Source organism: Microbacterium sp. NPDC055599, assembly GCF_053618975.1.
In genome coordinates this window covers 1-18,730 of record NZ_JBSHIM010000028.1, presented here as the reverse complement: position 1 = coordinate 18,730, position 18,730 = coordinate 1, and the positions used below count along the sequence as shown (strand labels likewise).

The window sequence follows — 18,730 nt, the reverse complement described above, 5'->3', positions numbered from 1 at the left end:
GGCGGGACGAGCACGGTCCTCGATGGCGGATGACGCGAGGAAAAGCCTGATCGCGCCCATATAAAGAGCCGGGAGGGGGTCGCGGCGGCGAAGTTCTGACTTGTCTCTTCAGAGGAGACATGTGCTCCGCGATGATCGATACATGTCCGGACAGGAGTCGTCCGGCTCGGAGACGCCGAGGTCTCCGCACCCGCTCACCGAAGAGGCCGGAATGTCCCCGCTCACCCTGCCGCCGCTCGACCGCACGTCGACGGCACCCATCTGGTTCCAGATCATGCGCGCCGTCGAGGCGCAGATCGCCGACGGCACCTGGGGTCCGGGCGACCGCCTGCCCAGCGAGAACGAGCTGCGCGCCCACTTCGCCGCCTCCCGCACCTCGGTCCGCGACGCGCTGTCGCGACTGGAGACCGCCGGGATCATCTCCCGCCAGCAGGGCAAGGGTGCCTTCGTCGAGCGCGCGCAGGGCCCCTCCGCCTGGACGCTGCCCTCGGCCCCCAGCCTGCTGGGCGAATACAGCGAAGACGGCCGCAGCGCCCTGAGCTCGGAGATCCTCCGCGCGGGCATCGAGCCGCTGCCGTCGTGGGCGGCCGCGGTCGTCGGACGCGACTCCGCCGACGGCATGGGCTTCGTGCTGGAGCGCGTGCGTGCCGTCGGCGCCCGCACGGCCGTGCACGTGATCAACTACCTCCCGACGCGGTTCGCCGGGGTGCTGCCCGACCTGCGGGACCCGCGCGCGAGCCTGTACGCCGCCATCACCCGGGTCACCGGGGTGCGCATCGCGCGCATGCACCGCACGATCGAGGCCGTGTCCGCCGACCGCATGCTGGCCGGGCTGCTCGAAGTGGAGCCGGGACACCCGATCGTCGTCGTCGAGGCCGTCGCGTACGACCAGGGCGGACAGCCCATCGACTTCTCCCGCGCATCCGTGCGCACCGACCGTCTGCGCGTGAGCGTCGACACCGGGTTCGACGCCGCCGGCATCTCGAACGAGACCGCGTCCGGCCGCTACCCCGCCGCCCTCCGCTGACCCGCACCCGCCCCACCGACCCCACCGGGAGACCCGCACATGACCGACCACCGCATCCTCGTCATCGGCGACAGCTACATGACCGCCGAGGTGTTCACCCGCGCGTTCGCGCAGCGGGGGATCCCCGCGGACACGGCCACCATGACGATCGCGGAGCCGACGTGGGACGCGTCGTCGATCCACGAGTTCGAGGGCGACCCGGCCGAGGTCGCGCGGCTCGCGCAGGGATACGACGTGGTCGCCTTCCATGCCGCGCCGTTCACGGCCGACGTGCTCGCCGCGCTCCCCGGGCTGCGGCTGCTCGGCTGCGCGCGCGGCGGACCCGTCAACGTCGACCTCACCGCGGCCCGCGAGCGCGGCGTGCGCGTGACCACCACGCCGGGCAAGAACGCCGACGCCGTGGCCGACCTCACGATCGGGTTCCTCATCTCGATCGTGCGGAACGTGCCCGCATCGCTGCGCGACGTCGACGAGCGCGTGGCCGAGGGGCGTCCGCTCGCGGAGTCGACGTTCGAGGGCGCCAGGTGGTTCGGGCGCGAGGTGAAGGGCCTGCGCCTCGGGCTGATCGGCTACGGCAACGTCGCCCGGCTCGTCGCCGCGCGGGCCAGGGTGCTCGGCGCCACCATCGCGGCGTACGACCCCTACGTCGATCCGGCGACCGTGACCGATGCGACCATCGTGTCCGACCTGGACGCGCTGCTCGCCGGCAGCGACGTCGTGAGCGTGCACGCCAGGGCGACCGCCGACAACCGCCACCTGATCGGCGCCGAGCAGATCGCCCGCATGCCGCAGGGGTCGTTCCTGATCAACACGGCCCGGGAGTCGCTCGTCGACGAACAGGCGCTGCTCGACGGGCTGCGCAGCGGACACCTCGCCGGTGTCGCGCTCGACGTGAACGAGCCCGACGGTCCGTGGCGCGACCTGGTCGCCCAGCCGAACCTCATCCTCACCCCGCACCTCGCCGGCGCCACCCACCAGACCCTCGCCCGCGGCGCCGACATGCTCGCCGCCGAGATCGAGCGGTTCCTCGCGGGAGGTGAGCTGCGATGGGAGCGCTGAACGACGTCTTCCTCGCGATCGACGCGGGCACCGGTTCCGCGCGTGCCCTCGCCTTCGACATCGAGGGTCGCCTGGTCACTCAGGCCGCCCGCGAGTGGACCCACGTCGCCGTGCCCGGTCACCCCGGCGGCACCGTGTTCGACACCGATGGCGGCTGGACGGCCATCGCGGGCGCCGTGTCCGAGGTGGTCGCGCGGTTGGGCGAGCGACGCGTGGCCGCGGTCGCCGCGTCGAGCATGCGTGAGGGCTTCGTGCTGTCCGACGCCGAGGGGCGCGAGCTGTGGGCGTGCCCCAACACCGACGGCCGGGCGCGCGCCGAGGCCGAGGAGCTGGTGGCCGAGGGCGTGGCCGACGAGGTGTACCGCACCGCGGGCGACTGGGTGTCGATCACGGCCCCCGCCCGGCTGCGGTGGATCGCCCGCCACCAGCCCGACGTGCTCGCCGCCGCCCGCCACTTCGGGATGCTCAGCGACTGGGTCACCACGCGGCTCACCGGGGCGTTCGTGACCGAGCCCACCAGCGGCTCCAGCTCGGCCCTGTTCGACCTGCGGGCGCGCGACTGGTCGGACGAGCTCGCCGGGCTCGTCGGCATCGACCGTCGCATCCTGCCGCCCGTGGTCGAGTGCGGGCAGGTCGTCGGTGCCGTGACCGCGGAGGCCTCGGCCGCGACCGGGCTGCCCGCGGGGACGCCGGTGGTCGCGGGCGGCGCCGACACGCAGCTCGCGCTGCACGGCATCGCGGCGCGCGAGGGGCTGCCGACGATCGTCGCCGGCACCTTCTGGCAGACCACGGCCGTGACCACGGAGCCGCTGATCGACCCGGAGCGGCGCCTGCGCACCCTGTGCCACGTCGATCCGGGCACCTGGATGGTCGAGGGCATCGGCTTCCTCTCCGGCCTCGCGATGCGGTGGTTCCGCGACGCGATGTGCCCCGACGCCGCCGAGCTCGGTCGCGCGGCCGGCACCTCCGCATTCGCCGTGATGGAGCAGTGGGCGGCCGAGGTCCCCGCGGGGGCGAACGGCGTGGTCGCGACCATGGCGAACGTGATGCAGGCCGACGCCTGGCACCATGCGGCCCCCGCGTTCGTCGGCTTCGACATCAACGACGCGGCGCGCTCCTCGCGCGGCGCGTTCATCCGGGCGATCGAGGAGTCCGCGGCGATCGTCGCCAGCGCTCATCTCGAGATCCTGTCGTCGCTCACCGCCGGGCGCGCGGTCGCCGAGGGGGCCGTCACGTTCACCGGAGGATCCAGCGCGGGCGCCCTGTGGCCGCGGGTCATCGCGGGCGTCACCGGGCTCGACACCCGCGTCACGCCCGCACCCGAGGCCACCTCGTACGGTGCCGCCCGGCTGGCCGCCCGAGGTGTCGGCGCAGAACTCCCGCCGATGGGCGAGCCCGACCGCATCGAGCGCGTCGACCCCGCCGAGCACGAGCGGTACCGCGCCGTGACCGCCCGCTGGCACCGCGTCTACCGCGACGTGATGTCGATCTCTGGCTCTGACCTGCCCCCGCTGTTCACGCCGCCCGGCGCCGCCCGCGGCCCCCTCGACCCGCCCCCCGCCCGACTCTCGACCGCCGGTCACGCCGGCTGACGACCACGACGACCACCCGACACCGAAGGAGACACCCCATGGCAGACCTCGAAGGCAACGCCTCCGCGAAGCAGTTCCACGCCGACCAGCCCGCCGTCCGCTTCACGCAAAACATCCGGGGAGCGGCGAACCTCGACTGGGGCATGCAGAACCGCCTGTCCCGCATCCTCGACCCGCAGACCGGGCGCACCGTGATGCTCGCGTTCGACCACGGCTACTTCCAGGGACCCACCTCGGGGCTGGAGCGCATCGACCTGAACATCGCGCCGCTGGCCGCGCACGCCGACGCCCTCATGGGCACCCGCGGAGCCCTGCGCACCTCGATCCCGCCGGCGACCAGGGCCGGACTCGTGCTGCGCGCCTCGGGCGGCCCGTCGATCCTCAAGGACCTCTCCGACGAGTACACCGCGATGGCGATGCAGGATGCGGTGCGCCTCCACGCCGACGCCGTGGCCGTGCAGGTGTTCGTCGGCGGCGAGCACGAGAGCCGCAGCATCCGCAACCTCACCACGCTCGTCGACCAGGGCTACGACGCGGGCATCCCGGTGCTCGGCGTGACCGCGGTCGGCAAGGAGCTCGTGCGCGACGCCCGCTACCTCGGTCTCGCGACCCGCATCATCGCGGAGCTCGGCGCCCAGCTCGTGAAGACGTACTACTGCGAGGAGGGCTTCGAGGACGTGGTCGCGGGGTGCCCGGTGCCCGTCATCATGGCCGGAGGCAAGAAGCTGCCCGAGCTGGACGCCCTCACGATGGCCTCGAACGCCGTGCGCGCGGGGGCCGCCGGAGTGGACATGGGCCGCAACATCTTCCAGAGCGCCCACCCCGCGGCCATGATGCAGGCCGTGCGGGCCGTGGTGCACGACGACACCGACCCCGCCGACGCCTACGAGCTGTTCCGCGAGGCCACCGAGACGCGGGTGCTCGCATGAGCGCCGACGTGCTGCGCAGCGCCGAGGCCGCCCTCCGGTTCGGCGACTGGGGCCCCGGCTACCTCGCGCAGGGCGACGACGCGGCGTTCGGCGTGGTCGTGCTGCGGCCCGGCGACGAGTTCGCCAACCACCTCCACGAGCACCACACCGAGTCGTTCGTGGTGATCGAGGGGCGCGCCGAGATCTGGCTCGACCGCGACACCCGTCGCGTCGTCGAGACCGGCGACGTGCTGCGCGCCGCACCGCACGAGGAGCACTTCGTGCGGAACCCGTTCGACGAGACCTTCCGCGCCGTGTTCGTGAAGACCCCCTGGGTCGACGGCGACAAGGTCGACCGCCCCTGGACGCCCGACGCCTGAGCGCCCTGAACCCGCACCACCCTCACCCGAGCACGAACCCCTCACCCGAGAAAGAACATCGAAAGGACAGCACCATGAGTGTGCAACGACGCTCCTCATCCCCCGCGCGGCTGACGCGCCGTGCCCTGCCCGTCATCGCCCTGGCGTCCGCCGCGGGCCTCGTGCTCGCCGGCTGCTCCGGCGACGCGGGGGGCTCCGGCGGCGACGGCGGCGACAAGACCCTCAAGGTCCTCATCGCCGCCCCGCAGGAGGGCGCGGGCAAGATCCTCGAGGAGGACTTCGAGGCCTCCACCGGCGTCGAGGTCGAGGTCGAGGTCGTGCCCTACGACCAGATCCAGACCAAGGCGATCCTCGACGCGCAGTCCGGCACCAACAACTACGACGTCATCCAGTACTGGTACACGTCGGTCGGCGCGCTCGCCGACGCCGGGGCGCTCGCCGACATCACCGACTGGGTGGAGTCCGACGAGGACATCGACTCGGGCGACTTCATCGAGGCGATCTTCGGCCCCTACTCGCAGTACGAGGACGCGACCTACGGGCTGCCGATCGACGGCGACACGCACGTGCTCTTCTACAACAAGGCGATCTTCGAACGGAACGGCGTCGAGGTCCCGACCACGTGGGACGAGTACGTCGAGGTGTCGCAGAAGATCACCGACGCCGAGAAGGCGAACGGCGTGTACGGCAACGCGCTGCTCGGCTCGAAGAGCGCGTTCAACATCGGCTCGACCTTCTTCAACCGCCTCGCCACCATGTCGCCCGACCCGATCGACCCGCAGATGCCGCAGCTCGACACCGAGTACGCGGTGGCCGCGGCACAGTCGATGCTCGATGCCTCCGGTTCGGCGCTGCCCAGCCCGCTGGAGATCGGGTTCGAGCAGGCGCTGCCGCAGTTCCTCTCCGGCTCCGTCGGCATGATCGAGTTCTGGACCGACCTGGGCGTGTTCGCGCAGGACCCGGAGCAGTCGAAGATCGTCGACGGCTGGGGCGTCGCGCCGCTGCCGGTCGGACCCGAGGGCAAGATCTCCGGAGCGCTGAACGCCGGCTGGGCGATGGGCATCAGCCCGAACGCCAGCGACGAGGAACTCGCGAAGCAGTTCGTCGCGTTCGCCTCGTCGAAGGAGACGAACGAGAAGCTGATCACCACGACCGGTTCCGGTGTCGACCCCACGCGCACCTCCACCCTGGAGAGCCCGGAGTACATCGAGTTCGCGCCGGAGGTGTCGGCCGTCGCCGCCCAGGTGCTGCCCAACGCGCAGTCCTGGCCGACCTCGCCGCAGGCCCCCGAGATGATCCAGTCGCTCAGCGACAACCTCGCGCTCATGCTGCAGGGCAGCCTGACCGCGGAAGAGGCGATGCAGCAGACCTGGGACACCTGGCAGTCCCTGGCCGACTGATCGCCTCGTCGAACCCGAAAGGACAGCTCATGTCGCAACCCGTCACCTCCCGGCGCCGCGCCCGACGCGCGTCGTGGACGGGCCGCGCCCTGCTGGCGCCCGCCATCCTCGCGATCGTGATCATCGCGATCTACCCGCTCGCCTACATCGTCGCCGCGTCGTTCTCCGACTCGTCGCTGGGGCGTCCGTTCGCGGACTGGGTCGGGTTCGACAACTTCGCGGCACTGCTGGGGGACGGGGTCACCCTCCCGTCCCTCGGCAGGTCGCTGCTCTTCGCGATCCCGTCCGCCCTGATCGCCCTCGTCGCCGGTCTCGTGGTGGCCCTGTCACTCGACGCGGCCGTCAAGGGCGGACGGATCATCCGGGTGCTGCTCCTGCTGCCGCTGATGACGCCGCCAGTGATGGCGGGCGTGATCTGGAAGCTCATGCTCGCCCCCACCGGCGGGCTGCTCAACAACATCGGTCAGTCGTTCAGCCCGGGCGCCGAGCCGTTCCTGTTCCTCGGCTCGAGCCCGGCGGCGATGGTCTCGCTGATCGTGGTCGACGCGTGGCAGTGGACGCCCTTCTGCGTGCTGCTCGTGTTCGCCGCGCTGCAGACCCTGCCGACCGAGGTGTACGAGGCCTCGCAGGTCGACGGCGCCGGGGTGTGGCAGACGTTCTGGCGCATCACGTTCCCGCTCGTGCTGCCGAGCCTGGTCACCGTGCTGCTGCTCAAGCTCGTGGTGTCGTTCAAGGTGTTCGACCTGGTGTTCATCATGACCGGCGGCGGACCCGGCTTCGACACCACCGTCAGCAGCTTCGAGATCTACCGCACCGGGTTGCAGACCTTCGACGTGGGGGCTGCCGCCGCGCAGACCATCGCGTTCCTGGTGCTGGTCACCATCGTCATCCTGCCGCTCAACGCCGTCCGGCAGCGCCTGCACAGGGAGAGCTGACATGTCGCTCACACTCCGCACCTCCGACCACGCCTCCGACAGCGCGACCGTCACGCTGGTCGTGCCGGACGCGCGCCGCCGTCGTCGCCGCAGCCGCACCTCGAACATCTCGCGCCCCGGTCGCCCGTCCGTGCTCGTCACCGTCGTGAAGTGGGTCGTGATCCTCGTCGCGATCGTGCTCGCCCTGCTGCCCGTGCTGTACATGGTGGGCATGTCGTTCAAGAGCCCGGACGACATCCTGTCCACCCGCATCCTGCCCTCGCGTCTCGCGTTCGAGAACTGGGTCGGCGCGTTCGAGAACTGGCCCATCCTCACCTACCTGCGCAACTCCCTCGGTGCCGCGCTCGTGGCGGTGCTGGTGTCGCTCGTCGTCTCGATCCCCGCCAACTACGCCATGGCGCGGCTCCGCGCGGGCGGGAAGCAGACCCTCGGGCTGATCGTCTCCGCCTACGTCGCCCCGCCGATCGTCGCGATCATCCCGCTGTTCGTGCTGGTGCGCACCGCCGGGCTGATGGACTCCGTGATCGGGCTCGGCATCGTGGAGGGCCTGCTGCTCACCCCGGTCGCCGTGTGGCTGCTGGACGGGTTCTTCCGCGCGATCCCGTTCGAGGTCGACGAGGCCGCGCAGATCGACGGCTGCGGACCGCTGCGCACCCTGTGGGCGGTCATCCTCCCGCTCACCGCGCCCGGCATCGTGGCCGTGTCGATCATCGTGTTCATCCTCGCGTACAACGACTTCCTCATCCCGCTGCTGCTCACGCAGAGCATCGACTCGCAGACCCTCCCGGTCGGCATCGCGCTCATGCAGGGCGGACGCGAGGTGATGTTCGGGCAGATGGCCGCCGCCAGCCTCGCCGGCCTCATCCCGATCTACCTGCTCGCGCTGTTCCTGCAGAAGTGGCTCGTCGGCGGGCTGACGCAGGGGAGTGTGAAGTAGCCCGAGTGGTTCGGTGCGGCCCGTGTGCGGGGTCGGAGACGTGCCGGGCGAGGTGGTCCGGGGTGCGTTTGTGAGGCCGCGACAGGGGCGGAGCGGGGGATGGATCGCGTCAGGGGGCGGGGCGGCGCGCGATCGAGATCGAGTCGGCGGCGGAGAGGCGTCGGAGGTGGGCCGTGATGCGGGCCCGGAGATCGTCGTGCTGCGGGCCGAGGCGGGTGGCGGCGTCGTGCCAGTTCGAGGGGTCGTAGCGCCAGACGGGCCAGGACCTCAGGTCGGGCGCTTCCCACTCGTAGCGGGGCCAGATGTGGGCGTGGACGAAGGCGTCGGTGTTGCCGAGGATGTCGATGTTGATGCGACGGAACGCCGGATCGACCTCTCTGCAGGCGTGCTCCACGGCCGTGGCGAGGAGGTCGACGGCGGCGAGGAACCGTACCCGTTCCTCCCGCGGCAGGTCCGCCAGCGCGGTGGCCTCCGGATCCGTGCCGAGCAGCACGCAGTAGCCGGGGAGGAACTGCACATCGCCGATCACCGCGTAGCCGCCGGGCAGTTCGGCGAGCAGCGTCGGGTTCTCTCCCCGCGCGGCGGAGCGGATGCGGTCGTCACGCCAGTCCATGCCGCCGATGCTATCGATGGGTGCTCCCGCGGGGACGATCGGGTCGCGAGGGCGTGGTCTGCGAGCTCGTTCCGTCGGGCGCCACCGTGCGGTCCGTGGAGGGCGTCGGTGGCCTTCTCGCCAGCCCGATATCCCGGTTCTCGATTCGAACAAAGATACGAAACTCGCCGCCGTCGACGGTAGAATCAGGGCATGACCACACTCTCCGGTTTGCACGAGGCGATGTCCCGCCTCGACGCCGCGTGGGGTGGCGCGGGCGATCCGATGGACCTGAACCGCGAGCAGTTGATCGCGGTGAACGACGCGATCGGTGTGCTGCGGAGACGCCTCGACGCGGTGCACGTGTCGGTGGGAGCGGGCATCGCGCGGGAGTCGCGGCCTGAGCTCGGTGCCGGCAGCCTGGCGAAGCAGCAGGGCTATCGGAACCCGGCGAGGCTGATCGCCGCGACGACCGGAGTCTCGACGGGAGAGGCGGCGCGACTGGTGGCGGTGGGCGAGGCCACGGCCCCGCGCGCCGACCTCCTGGGGCAGCGACTGCCCGCGAAGTACCCGTCCGTGCGGGAGGCGTTGGCCGCGGGTGCGCTCGGTGCGCCGGCGGCCGCGCTGATCGTCGGTGTGCTCGACCGATGCCGGGTGGCCGTGGGTGCTGCTCGGGTGGCGGAGGCCGAGCGGGTGCTGGTGGAGCAGGCGGCGGGGTTGTCGGTGGATGAGGTGCGGCGGTTGGTGGTGCGGGCGGAGGCGTGGGTCGATCCGGATGGGGTGGAGCCGCGGGCGGAGGAGCAGCGGTCGCGTCGGTCGTTGACGCTGTTCGAGCGTGACGGGATGGTGCATCTGAACGCGGTGCTGGATGCGGAGACGGCGGCGCCGGTGGTGGCGGCGATCCGGGGGTTCGTGTCGGCAGCGTTCGCGGCGCGTCAGGAGGCGCCGGATGCGGGGGCTCCGGATGCGGACCGTCGTACGGTGCCGATGATCCAGGCGGATGCGTTGGCGGCGTTCGCGGGGCACGTGCTCGGGTGTGCGTCGCGGTTGCCGCTGGCCGGGGCGACGGTGGTGGTGCGGGTGGGCCTGGGGGATCTGGAGGCGGGGTCGGGGTCGGCGCAGGTGGACGGGATCGATCAGCCGGTGAGCGTCGGGGCGGTGCGGCGGATGGCGGCGGGCGGCGGGGTGATCCCGTGTGTGCTCGGCGGGGGCAGTGAGGTGTTGGACTGGGGGCGGGAGAAGCGGTTGTTCACCCGGGCGCAGCGGCTGGCGCTGGTGGAGCGGGACGGGGGGTGTGCGATGTGCGGGTTGCCGCCGGAGATGACGAAGGCGCATCACATCCGGTGGTGGTCGCGCGACCGCGGGCCGACGGATCTGTCCAACGGGGTGCTGCTGTGCGAGACGTGTCACCATCGCATCCACGACAACGGGTGGGACATCCACATCGACAGCGGCGAACGCGGCAGTGGTGGCGGTGGTAGCGGCGGCGGGATGGCGAGGGTGTGGTTCGTGCCTCCGCGGTACATCGACCCCGCACGCACGCCTCGGCTCGGTGGGCGGGCCCGCTTCGACATCGCCGCCTGACGGGTGTTCGGGTGGTGGGGGTGGGCTCGAGTCGCGTCGAGGCGGGGTCAGCGGCTGCGGCCGACTCCGGCGGCGCGCAGGCGATCAGCGATCAGGATGCCGAGGGCGGTGGCGGCGACACAGCTCGCGAGTGTGATCGCGAAGAAGAGCAGCTGCACCGGAAGGGTGAAACCGCCCAGGTCGAACGACGCCCACGCGAGCAGGGGATACACGACCCCCACCACCACGGCCCCGACGTAGTGCAGCCACGTGCCCCAGTAGCGCCACATCACGAACAGGAACGGCAGCTCGGTGAAGGCCGCCCACCACAGGTTCGTCGCCACGCTGCCGAAGCCGTACCCGGAGAACGGCACGATCACGAGCCCGGCCAGCAACCCGACCAGCAGACCCACGAGCGGCGCGCGCAGCAGGCGCAGGGCGATCACCGACGGCAGCAGCCACAGGCCGGCGAGAGCGACGCTCATGAACGGCAGCCCCGGGAACAGGATCGTCGACACCCAGTTCGCGGGAGCGAGCAGCAGCCCGCCGGCCACGCCCAGCGCGGCGCACGTCAGCAGCAGCGCCGTCGGGAACCGGAAGCGCCGTCGTCTGCCGGAGACCCCGCCGTCCGGCGCGCTCATGCGAGGGGTACCGAGGTCCGCGGGTTCCGGCGCGTTCGTGTGATCGGGTCCGCCATCCGTAGCTTCCGGCGCGCTCGTGTGATCGGGTGCGCCGTCCGTAGTTTCCGGCGCTTTCGCGTGATCGGGTGCGCCGTCGGCCGTATCCTGAGCGCTCATGCGAGGGGTTCCGACGCGGCCTCGCGGGCGGCCTTCGACGCGGGCGACGCCGCGCCGACCTTCCAATACCCGCAGAAGCTCACGGCGTTCTTGTCCACGCCGCGCTCGCCGACGAGGAGCCTGCGGGCACCGGAGGCCAGCGACTGCTCCCCGGCCGCATAGGCGTGGAAGGGCGCGCTCGGAAGCTCGCTCCGGCCCAGCGCCTCCAGGGCGAGAGCACCGGGCGCCGCGTCGTGGGGGCGCACGATCCAGACCACGTCGAGCCCCGTAGGGCACGGGAAGTCCAGGGCGTCGTCCTCGGCCGGCACCTCGACGATCGCGGTGCCGGTGGCGTGCGCCGGCAGCGAGGCGGCGATCCCGGCGATTGCGGGCAGCGCGGTCTCATCGCCGACGAGCACCACGCGATCGGTCCCCCGCTGCGGGTTGAACGTGAGGCCCTCGTCGATGATGAGCACGTGCTCGCCGGGCTCGCAGGTCTCCGCCCACCGCGACGCCGGGCCCGCCGTGCCGTCGGCCGCAGAACCGTGCAACACGAAGTCCACGTCGATCTCCGCCCCCGCCTCGGCGGTCGCCGCCCGGAAGGCACGCACCGTGTAGTTGCGCATGACGGGCCGCTCGCCGTCGGGGATGCGCAGGAACTTGAGATAGCCGAACATCTTGTTCGCCTTCGCCGGCACCCGGTCGAGGCCGGCCTCGCCGCCGATGGGCAGGAACAGCCGGAACCACTGGTCGTACCCCATCGGGCGGAACCGGTCGATCTCACCGCCGCCGAGCGTCACGCGGATCCAGTGCGACGAGAGCCGTTCAGAGCGCAGCACGGTGAGGTGCAGGAGTTCGGTCGTCTCGGGCTTGACCATCTTGCTGAATGCCATGGAGTGCCTTTCAGGAGAGGGGGAGCTGCCAGGGGAAGAAGACGAGGAAGATCGCCGCCGAGGTGAGGAGCATCGCCACGGTGAACACGGTGTCGCGCACGCGGAACGGCACCAGGTGCCGCTCGGTCCGCGTCGGATGCGCGCCGAACGCCCGGGAATCCATCGCCAGGGCCACGCGCTCGGCATGCCGGATGGCCCCGGCGAGCAGCGGCACGATGTACCCCCAGCCTCGGGCGATGCGGGAGAGGGGACCGCGCCCGCCGTGATAGCCGCGCACCCGGTGCGCCGCGCGGATCACCGCCAGCTCGTGCCCGAACCGCGGCACGAAGCGGAACGCCGCCAGAGCCGTGTACCCGATGCGGTACGGCACCCGCAGCTGCTGCACGCTCGCCCGTACCAGGTCGGAGCCGCTGGTCGTGAGGCCGCCCACCAGCGCCAGCGCGACGATCGCCCCCAACCGCAGCGCGGTGGCCGCACCGATCGTGAGCGCGCCGCTGTACAGCGTCCAGTCGCCCACCGAGAGCAGCGCCGGGGTGCCGTCGACCCGTGCGGCATCGACCCACAGCGAGAACCCGACGGTGACCGCGAGCATCCCCAACGGCAGGCCGAGCAGCAGCAGCGCGAGCAGCCGCCCGGTGACCCTGGCTCCGGACAGGATCAGCACGTACGCGAGCGCGAGGAACGCGGCGGGCGTCGCGAGATCGCGCACGAATACGAGCAGCACCATCGCGGGAGCGAACCCCGCGACCTTCGCGAGCGGGTTGAGCGCATACAGGAACTGGTGCGGCGCCGTCGCGGTGAGACGCGCGTACGGGTCGAACACGGTGCCGGTGCTGCCGCTCACGACGACGCCTCCTGGTCCGGAGCGGGGGATCGGGGTGCGGGGGCGGGTGCGGGGATGAGTCCGGACGCGGCGGTGCGTGCGGGGGACTCCGCGGTGAGACCCGCGGCGGCGAGCACGCGCTGCACGTCGGGGAGGCGCAGGCTCGCGTCGGTGAACACCGCGGGGTCGGCGAACAGCTCCGCGGTCGGCCCGGCGGCGTGCACCCGGCCGTCCGCGAGCACGACCGTGTGCGTGGTGTGCTCGGCGACCAGCGAGAGGTCGTGCGTGACGAGCACGATCGTGGTGCCCTCCGCGCGCAGGGTCCGCAGCAGGGCGAGCAGTTCGGTGGCGCGCGCGCGATCCTGGCCGAACGTGGGCTCGTCGAGGGCGAGCACCCGGGGCCGTGTGATCAGGGCGGTGCCGACCGACAGCCGCCGCTTCTCGCCGCCCGACAGCAGGAACGGGTGCACGTCGGCCTTGTGCGTCAGCCCGAATCGGTCGAGCATCTCGGCGACGCGCGCCGCGATCTCGTCGTCCGTCACGTGCCGCAGCCGCAGGCCGTGGGCGAGCTCGTCGAACACGGTCGCCGCGATGAACTGGTGCTCCGGGTTCTGGAACACGAAGCCGATGCGGGCGGCGAGATCCCGCGGGGAGGCGGTGCCCGGATCGATGCCGTCGACCGACACCTGCCCCTTCGGCGGCGGCACCACACCGGCGAGCGCCTGGATGAGCGTGGTCTTGCCCGCCCCGTTCGCCCCGACGATCGCGGTGAGGGTGCCCGCGGGCAGATCGAGGTCCACCCCGTGCAGGATCTCGGTGCGCCGTCGCTTCACCGTGAGCCCTCGCGTGCGGATGATCGACTCGCCGGGCCGGTTCGCGGCGGCGCCGGATTCGCGGGGTTCGTCGGATGCGCCGGATACACCGGGCACGGCGTCGCGCACAGCGAGCGCCGTCGCGAGCTCGTCCGGGGTCAGCGGCAGCGGATCGAACCGGTGCCCCCGCTCCCGCAGGCGCAGCGCCGCGAGGGTGGCCCCCGGCAGCCACACGCCCATCGCGAGCAGCTCGTCCGCGTGCGCCCTGATCGTCTCCGCGGCCGGTCCGTCGAACGCGACCCGCCCCTCCCGGTCGAGCACGATCGTGCGGGTCACGAAGGCCATCGCGGCGTCGAGGTTGTGCTCCACGAGCAGGATCGCGCGATCGCCAGCGGCCACCACCTCCGCGAGCGCGGCGTACACGTCGTCGATGCCCTGCGGATCGAGGTTCGCGGTGGGCTCGTCCAGCACGATCAGCGGCGACCCCATCGCGAGGGCGCAGGCGATCGCGAGCCGCTGCCGCCCGCCGCCGGACAGGTGGTCGGGGTTGTCGTCGCGGCGGTCCCACAGGCCCACGCGCCGCAGCGACTCCGCGACGCGCTCCCGCACCACCTCGACGGGGAGCAGCAGGTTCTCGGGCCCGAACGCCACCTCGTCGTACACGGTGCCCGTGACGATCTGCGCGTCCGGGTCCTGGAACACCATGGCCACGTGCGTGCTGAGCGTCGCGGTCGCAGTGTCCGCGGTGTCGAGCCCGCCCGCCTCGACCGTGCCGGTCATGGTCGCCGGGAGGGCGTGCGGGATGAGGCCGTTGAGCGCCAGGGTGAGCGTGGACTTCCCGGAGCCGGACGGACCGAGCAGCAGCACGACCTCGCCGGGCCGGATGTCGAACGACACATCGCGCGGGGAGGGGTGCGCGGCACCGGCGTGGGTGAGCGAGAGCTCGCGCACGCGGAGGAGGGGCGCGGATGGGCGCACGGCAGGTCCCGGGCTCGACGGAGGGTGTGCCTCTAACTTAGCTGAGCCTTACCTGTGTTATCCAGCGAGGCTCCGGGGCTAGCGGCGGGCGACCCCGGCCCGGCGCAGCGACGTGCCGACCGCGAGGCCGATCGCGGTCCAGGCGATCGGGCCGAGCACCGAGATCGCAAGGTAGAGGATCTGCGCCCACACAGGCATCACCGACAGGTGGGCGGCGAAGAACACCACGACCGCGACGATCACGCCGATGATCGCGGCCGAGACGAAGAAGCGCCAGGCGCCCCAGGAGCGGTACCGCGTGAGCGCGGCGACCCCCTCCTGGATGAGCCCGAACAGCAGCGCGGTGCCGATGAAACGCAGCGCCCACGCCGGATTGAACGCGCTCGCGATGAGCGCCGCGAACACGTGCGTGATGAGCGCGACGAGCGGCAGCCGCAGCACCTCCTGCGCGATGATGCCCGGCAGCACGTGCGACCCGAGCACGAGCCCGTAGAGGAACAGCAGCGGGCTCGCCAGCAGCACCGGTGTGACCCACCCGGCGATCCCGCCGAGGAGGCCCGTCGCGACACCGATCGCGGCGCAGACGAGCAGCACGCGGGTCGTGAGGACGGGGGTTCGGGCCACCCCTCCAGCCTACCGGCGACCTTCGCCCGACCCGGCCGTCGCGCACCCTGGCCGATCGGCACGACCGGGGAGGACCATCGTTCAGTTCTCGATCCGGCGCCGAGGAGCGGGGTTATCGTGATCCGCGGTGCGGCAACGACGCTGCACCGTGATCATCGGGAGCGAGATATGGGTCGAACACCCCTCCGGATGGCAGCGGCCGCCACCCTGGCCACGCTGTTCATCGCATCGACGGCAACCGCCGGCCACGCAGCGACCGGGGAGGTGACACACCCCGTTCCGGTCGCGGGAACCCCCGGGCACTACATCGTGGTCATGAAAGCCGATCCCCTCGCCAGCTACGAGGGCGACGTCAAGGGGCTGAAGGCGACGAAGCCGGCCGAGGGCGAACAGCTCGAGACGCAGTCGCAGGACGCGCAGCGCTACGTGAAGCACCTCGAGTCCGAGCAGTCCACCCTCATCAACGACGTCGGCGTGACGCCGGACACGACGTACCAGGTCGTGCTCAACGGGTTCAGCGCCGACCTCACGGGGGCGCAGGTGGATCAGCTCCGGGCCTCGAAGGACGTTCTCGGGGTGTTCCCCGACGAGATCCGTCACCCCGACGCGCTGACCTCCACCGACTACCTCGGCCTCGGGGACGACCGCAAGGGCCGCGGCGGGGTGTGGCAGCAGACCGGCGGCGTGAAGAAGGCCGGAGAAGGCGTCGTCGTGGGTGTGATCGACACCGGCATCGCCCCGGAGCACCCGTCGTTCGAGGGCAAGAAGCTCAAGCAGCAGAAGAAGCAGAACGCCCGGCACAAGGGCCAGCAGCCCTACACCGACGGCACCTACGTGTACTTCGACAAGTCCGACGGCGGGCAGTTCCGCGGCGCGATGGTCGAGGGCCAGGACTGGGACACGAGCGACTACTCGACCAAGCTCATCGGCGGGCAGTACTTCTTCGCGGGAGCCCAGGCCGCCGGCTTCGACTTCCAGTACGACTACCTCTCGCCGCGGGACGGCGACGGCCACGGCTCGCACACGGCGAGCACGGCGGCGGGTGAGTTCGGGGTGGAGGCCGCGATCGAGGGCGTCGACTTCGGGACGATCTCCGGCGTCGCGCCCGGCGCGAAGGTCGCCGCATACAAGGCCTGCTACGTCGGGCCCGACACGACCGTGACCACGGACGACATCTGCGCGCTGAGCGACCTCGTCGCCGCGATCGACCAGGCCGTCGCCGACGGCGTCGACGTGATCAACTACTCGATCGGCGGCGGTGCGGCGAGCACCGTGATGGCACCAGAGGACCTAGCGTTCCTCAACGCGGCGGCCGCCGGTGTGTTCGTCGCGACCAGCGCCGGCAACGACGGTCCCGACCCGGTCACGGCCGACCACGCCTCGCCGTGGTACACCACGGTCGCGGCCTCCACCATCCCCACGTGGGAGGGCACCGTGCAGTTCGACGGCTTCGCGCAGGCCGGCGCCTCGGTGAGCGTGCCGTTCGGTGAGAGCGTCTCCGGGCCCTCGATCGCGGCACAGGATGCCGCGGCACCCGGAGCGGTGGACGCGACGCTGTGCCTGCCCGGCACCCTCGACCCGGCGAAGGTCGCCGGACACATCGTGGTCTGCGACCGCGGCGGCAACGCGCGCGCCGAGAAGTCGCAGGTGGTGAAGGACGCGGGTGGCATCGGCATGGTCCTGGTGAACGTGCCCGGCGGTGCCGACTCGCTCGACAACGACTTCCACGCCGTGCCGACCGTGCACCTGAATGCCGTGCACCGCGACGCGGTCCTCGCGTATGTGCGGGGCGGAGTCGACCGTCCGATCACCCTCGTGGGCGAGAACACCACCGGCGTGACCACGCCGACCCCGCAGATCGCGGGCTTCTCCAGCCGCGGCCCGGTCCTGGCCGACGGCAACGACGTGCTCAAGCCCGACGTCGCCGCTCCCGGCGTCGCGATCCTCGCCGCCACGCACAACGCGCCGGGCGAGCAGCCGACGTTCGGCATCCTCTCCGGCACCTCGATGGCCTCCCCGCACATCGCGGGCCTCGGTGCGCTGTACCTGGGCGAGCATCCGCGGGCGACGCCGGCGGAGATCCGTTCGGCGATGATGACCACCGCCTCCGACACCGTGCTCCCCGACGGCTCGAAGAACACCGACCCGTTCGAGCAGGGCGCGGGGCAGGTCGACGCGCGGCGATACCTGAACCCGGGTCTGCTGTACCTCAACGGGTTCCGGGACTGGGCGGCCTTCCTCGACGGGAAGGGGCTGTCGGACTTCCCCGGCATCGAGCCCATCGACGGCAGCGACCTGAACCAGGCGTCGATCTCGATCGGGTCGCTGGCCAGCGCGCAGACCGTCACCCGCACGGTCACCTCGACGGAGAAGGGCGTGTTCACCGCGAAGGCCTCCGTGCCGGGAGTGAACGTCACCGTCACGCCGTCCCAGCTCACGTTCGACAAGCCGGGGCAGTCGAAGACCTTCACGGTCACGTTCGACAGCACCAGCGCCCCGGTCGAGCAGTGGGCCACCGGTTCGCTCACCTGGACGAGCGCGAAGAACACGGTGCGCTCGCCGATCGCGGTGTATCCGGTCACGGCGGATGCTCCGGGAGAGGTCACCGGCAGTGGCGTCGACGGGAGCACGACGGTCGGCATCATCCCCGGCCTCGACGGCGATCTGGCACTGAACCTCTCGGGTCTCACCCCGTTCCAGCTCCTCACTGATCCGGACAACCCGGTCGAGGGGCACTCCGGGAACGAGAACTCGGGCGACGCGAACAAGGACGTGGCGTGGATCGTCGACGTGCCGGAGGGCGGCACGCTCTCGCGGTTCGACCTCGACTCCTCCGACGACGAGGGCAGTGATCTCGACCTCACCGTCTACCGGGTGGTCGCGCCGGACGACCTGCGCTACTACGAGCGCTGGCAGTCGGCGACGGGCTCGGCCGACGAGCAGGTCACGGTGCCCACGCCGACCGCCGGCACCTACCTCGTGGTGGCGAACGTGTATGCGACGACCGGACCGATGACGTGGGACATGACCTACGCCACCGTGCTCCCCGGTGACCAGGGCGCGTTCACGGCGACGCCGAACCCCATCGCCGCCGTGCGCGGGGAGAAGACGAGCTATGAGCTGAGCTGGACCGGCCTGACCGCCGGCACCCGCTACCTCGGTCTCGTCCAGTACGGCGACTCCGCCGTGCGCACGGTGGTGACCGTCACCACCCCGGCCGACGTCGCCCCGGCACCGGCTCCGACCCCGGAGCCGACGCCGACCCCGGAGCCGACCCCGGACCCCACTCCGACGCCGGATCCCACCCCGACGCCGGACCAGCGGGAGGAGGACGCGAAGTCGGCGTGCTTCGAGTTCCCGGTCGCAGCCGGCGGGGAGGCGGTGGAGATCCTGGGGCGCCCTTCGGTCACCCTGCGGCTGCGGATGGACGT

16 protein-coding genes are annotated in these 18,730 nt (G+C 71.8%); 10 read left to right on the top strand and 6 right to left on the bottom strand.

The features are described 5' to 3' along the window. Positions 1-211 precede the first annotated feature (211 nt). From ACWGQ1_RS18115 to ACWGQ1_RS18080, 8 genes are all read left to right on the top strand, one after another. Positions 212-1,027 (top strand): GntR family transcriptional regulator, encoded by an 816-nt coding sequence (locus ACWGQ1_RS18115; RefSeq protein WP_168442883.1) that lies wholly within the window; start codon positions 212-214, stop codon positions 1,025-1,027. Between the two features lie 39 nt (positions 1,028-1,066). Continuing rightward, positions 1,067-2,086, top strand: coding sequence for an NAD(P)-dependent oxidoreductase (locus tag ACWGQ1_RS18110; protein ID WP_452313501.1), 1,020 nt, complete (start codon positions 1,067-1,069; stop codon positions 2,084-2,086). Beyond that, positions 2,074-3,678, top strand: coding sequence for an FGGY family carbohydrate kinase (locus tag ACWGQ1_RS18105; protein WP_452313500.1), 1,605 nt, complete (start codon positions 2,074-2,076; stop codon positions 3,676-3,678). The genes ACWGQ1_RS18110 and ACWGQ1_RS18105 overlap by 13 nt, the downstream gene beginning before the upstream one ends. 38 nt (positions 3,679-3,716) lie before the next feature. Beyond that, positions 3,717-4,607, top strand: coding sequence for a 3-hydroxy-5-phosphonooxypentane-2,4-dione thiolase (lsrF, locus tag ACWGQ1_RS18100; protein ID WP_136033997.1), 891 nt, complete (start codon positions 3,717-3,719; stop codon positions 4,605-4,607). Beyond that, positions 4,604-4,966: a cupin domain-containing protein gene (locus tag ACWGQ1_RS18095; RefSeq protein ID WP_136033995.1), complete on the top strand. Its 363-nt coding sequence runs from the start codon at positions 4,604-4,606 to the stop codon at positions 4,964-4,966. Before lsrF ends, ACWGQ1_RS18095 begins: the two co-directional genes overlap by 4 nt. Positions 4,967-5,040: 74 nt before the next feature. Then, entirely contained in the window at positions 5,041-6,366 is a 1,326-nt protein-coding gene (locus tag ACWGQ1_RS18090; RefSeq protein ID WP_452313499.1) for an extracellular solute-binding protein, read from the top strand. 29 nt (positions 6,367-6,395) lie between these two features. Then, positions 6,396-7,301: a carbohydrate ABC transporter permease gene (locus tag ACWGQ1_RS18085; protein ID WP_136033990.1), complete on the top strand. Its 906-nt coding sequence runs from the start codon at positions 6,396-6,398 to the stop codon at positions 7,299-7,301. A gap of 1 nt (position 7,302) precedes the next feature. Beyond that, positions 7,303-8,238, top strand: coding sequence for an ABC transporter permease subunit (locus ACWGQ1_RS18080; protein ID WP_452313498.1), 936 nt, complete (start codon positions 7,303-7,305; stop codon positions 8,236-8,238). A gap of 109 nt (positions 8,239-8,347) precedes the next feature. Here ACWGQ1_RS18080 and ACWGQ1_RS18075 read toward each other — a convergent pair whose 3' ends face one another. Further along, a complete protein-coding gene (locus ACWGQ1_RS18075) occupies positions 8,348-8,851 on the bottom strand; it encodes an HIT family protein (RefSeq protein WP_452313497.1) in 504 nt (167 codons plus the stop codon). A 192-nt stretch (positions 8,852-9,043) separates the two neighbouring features. Here ACWGQ1_RS18075 and ACWGQ1_RS18070 point away from each other — a divergent pair, with 192 nt between their 5' ends. Beyond that, a complete protein-coding gene (locus ACWGQ1_RS18070; protein WP_452313496.1) occupies positions 9,044-10,414 on the top strand; it encodes a DUF222 domain-containing protein in 1,371 nt (456 codons plus the stop codon). 47 nt (positions 10,415-10,461) lie between these two features. Here the strand turns inward: ACWGQ1_RS18070 and ACWGQ1_RS18065 are convergent, their stop codons facing one another. The 5 genes from ACWGQ1_RS18065 to ACWGQ1_RS18045 all read right to left on the bottom strand — a co-directional run bounded on the left by ACWGQ1_RS18065 (position 10,462) and on the right by ACWGQ1_RS18045 (position 15,299). Continuing rightward, on the bottom strand, positions 10,462-11,034 hold the full coding sequence (locus ACWGQ1_RS18065) for an ECF transporter S component (protein ID WP_452313495.1): 573 nt from the start codon (positions 11,032-11,034) through the stop codon (positions 10,462-10,464). Between the two features lie 152 nt (positions 11,035-11,186). After that, a complete protein-coding gene (locus ACWGQ1_RS18060; protein WP_452313494.1) occupies positions 11,187-12,062 on the bottom strand; it encodes an SIP domain-containing protein in 876 nt (291 codons plus the stop codon). 10 nt (positions 12,063-12,072) lie between these two features. Beyond that, complete coding sequence (locus ACWGQ1_RS18055; RefSeq protein WP_136034022.1) at positions 12,073-12,906, bottom strand: energy-coupling factor transporter transmembrane component T; 834 nt, start codon at positions 12,904-12,906, stop codon at positions 12,073-12,075. Then, positions 12,903-14,675, bottom strand: coding sequence for an energy-coupling factor transporter ATPase (locus ACWGQ1_RS18050; RefSeq protein WP_452313493.1), 1,773 nt, complete (start codon positions 14,673-14,675; stop codon positions 12,903-12,905). The genes ACWGQ1_RS18055 and ACWGQ1_RS18050 overlap by 4 nt, the downstream gene beginning before the upstream one ends. A gap of 78 nt (positions 14,676-14,753) precedes the next feature. After that, positions 14,754-15,299, bottom strand: a complete 546-nt coding sequence (locus ACWGQ1_RS18045) for an ECF transporter S component (protein ID WP_136033981.1) — start codon at positions 15,297-15,299, stop codon at positions 14,754-14,756. 189 nt (positions 15,300-15,488) lie between these two features. Between ACWGQ1_RS18045 and ACWGQ1_RS18040 the strand changes: the two genes are divergently transcribed. Continuing rightward, positions 15,489-18,730: S8 family serine peptidase (locus ACWGQ1_RS18040; protein ID WP_452313492.1), on the top strand; the 3,242-nt coding region annotated here is incomplete at its 3' end.

Coding starts and splice junctions, on each gene's coding strand:
- ACWGQ1_RS18110 (WP_452313501.1), top strand. CDS start 1,067: ATGACCGACCACCGCATCCTCGTCATCGGCGACAGCTACATGACCGCC.
- ACWGQ1_RS18065 (WP_452313495.1), bottom strand. CDS start 11,034: ATGAGCGCGCCGGACGGCGGGGTCTCCGGCAGACGACGGCGCTTCCGG.
- ACWGQ1_RS18070 (WP_452313496.1), top strand. CDS start 9,044: ATGACCACACTCTCCGGTTTGCACGAGGCGATGTCCCGCCTCGACGCC.
- ACWGQ1_RS18095 (WP_136033995.1), top strand. CDS start 4,604: ATGAGCGCCGACGTGCTGCGCAGCGCCGAGGCCGCCCTCCGGTTCGGC.
- ACWGQ1_RS18075 (WP_452313497.1), bottom strand. CDS start 8,851: ATGGACTGGCGTGACGACCGCATCCGCTCCGCCGCGCGGGGAGAGAAC.
- ACWGQ1_RS18060 (WP_452313494.1), bottom strand. CDS start 12,062: ATGGCATTCAGCAAGATGGTCAAGCCCGAGACGACCGAACTCCTGCAC.
- ACWGQ1_RS18085 (WP_136033990.1), top strand. CDS start 6,396: ATGTCGCAACCCGTCACCTCCCGGCGCCGCGCCCGACGCGCGTCGTGG.
- ACWGQ1_RS18080 (WP_452313498.1), top strand. CDS start 7,303: ATGTCGCTCACACTCCGCACCTCCGACCACGCCTCCGACAGCGCGACC.
- ACWGQ1_RS18105 (WP_452313500.1), top strand. CDS start 2,074: ATGGGAGCGCTGAACGACGTCTTCCTCGCGATCGACGCGGGCACCGGT.
- ACWGQ1_RS18090 (WP_452313499.1), top strand. CDS start 5,041: ATGAGTGTGCAACGACGCTCCTCATCCCCCGCGCGGCTGACGCGCCGT.
- lsrF (WP_136033997.1), top strand. CDS start 3,717: ATGGCAGACCTCGAAGGCAACGCCTCCGCGAAGCAGTTCCACGCCGAC.
- ACWGQ1_RS18115 (WP_168442883.1), top strand. CDS start 212: ATGTCCCCGCTCACCCTGCCGCCGCTCGACCGCACGTCGACGGCACCC.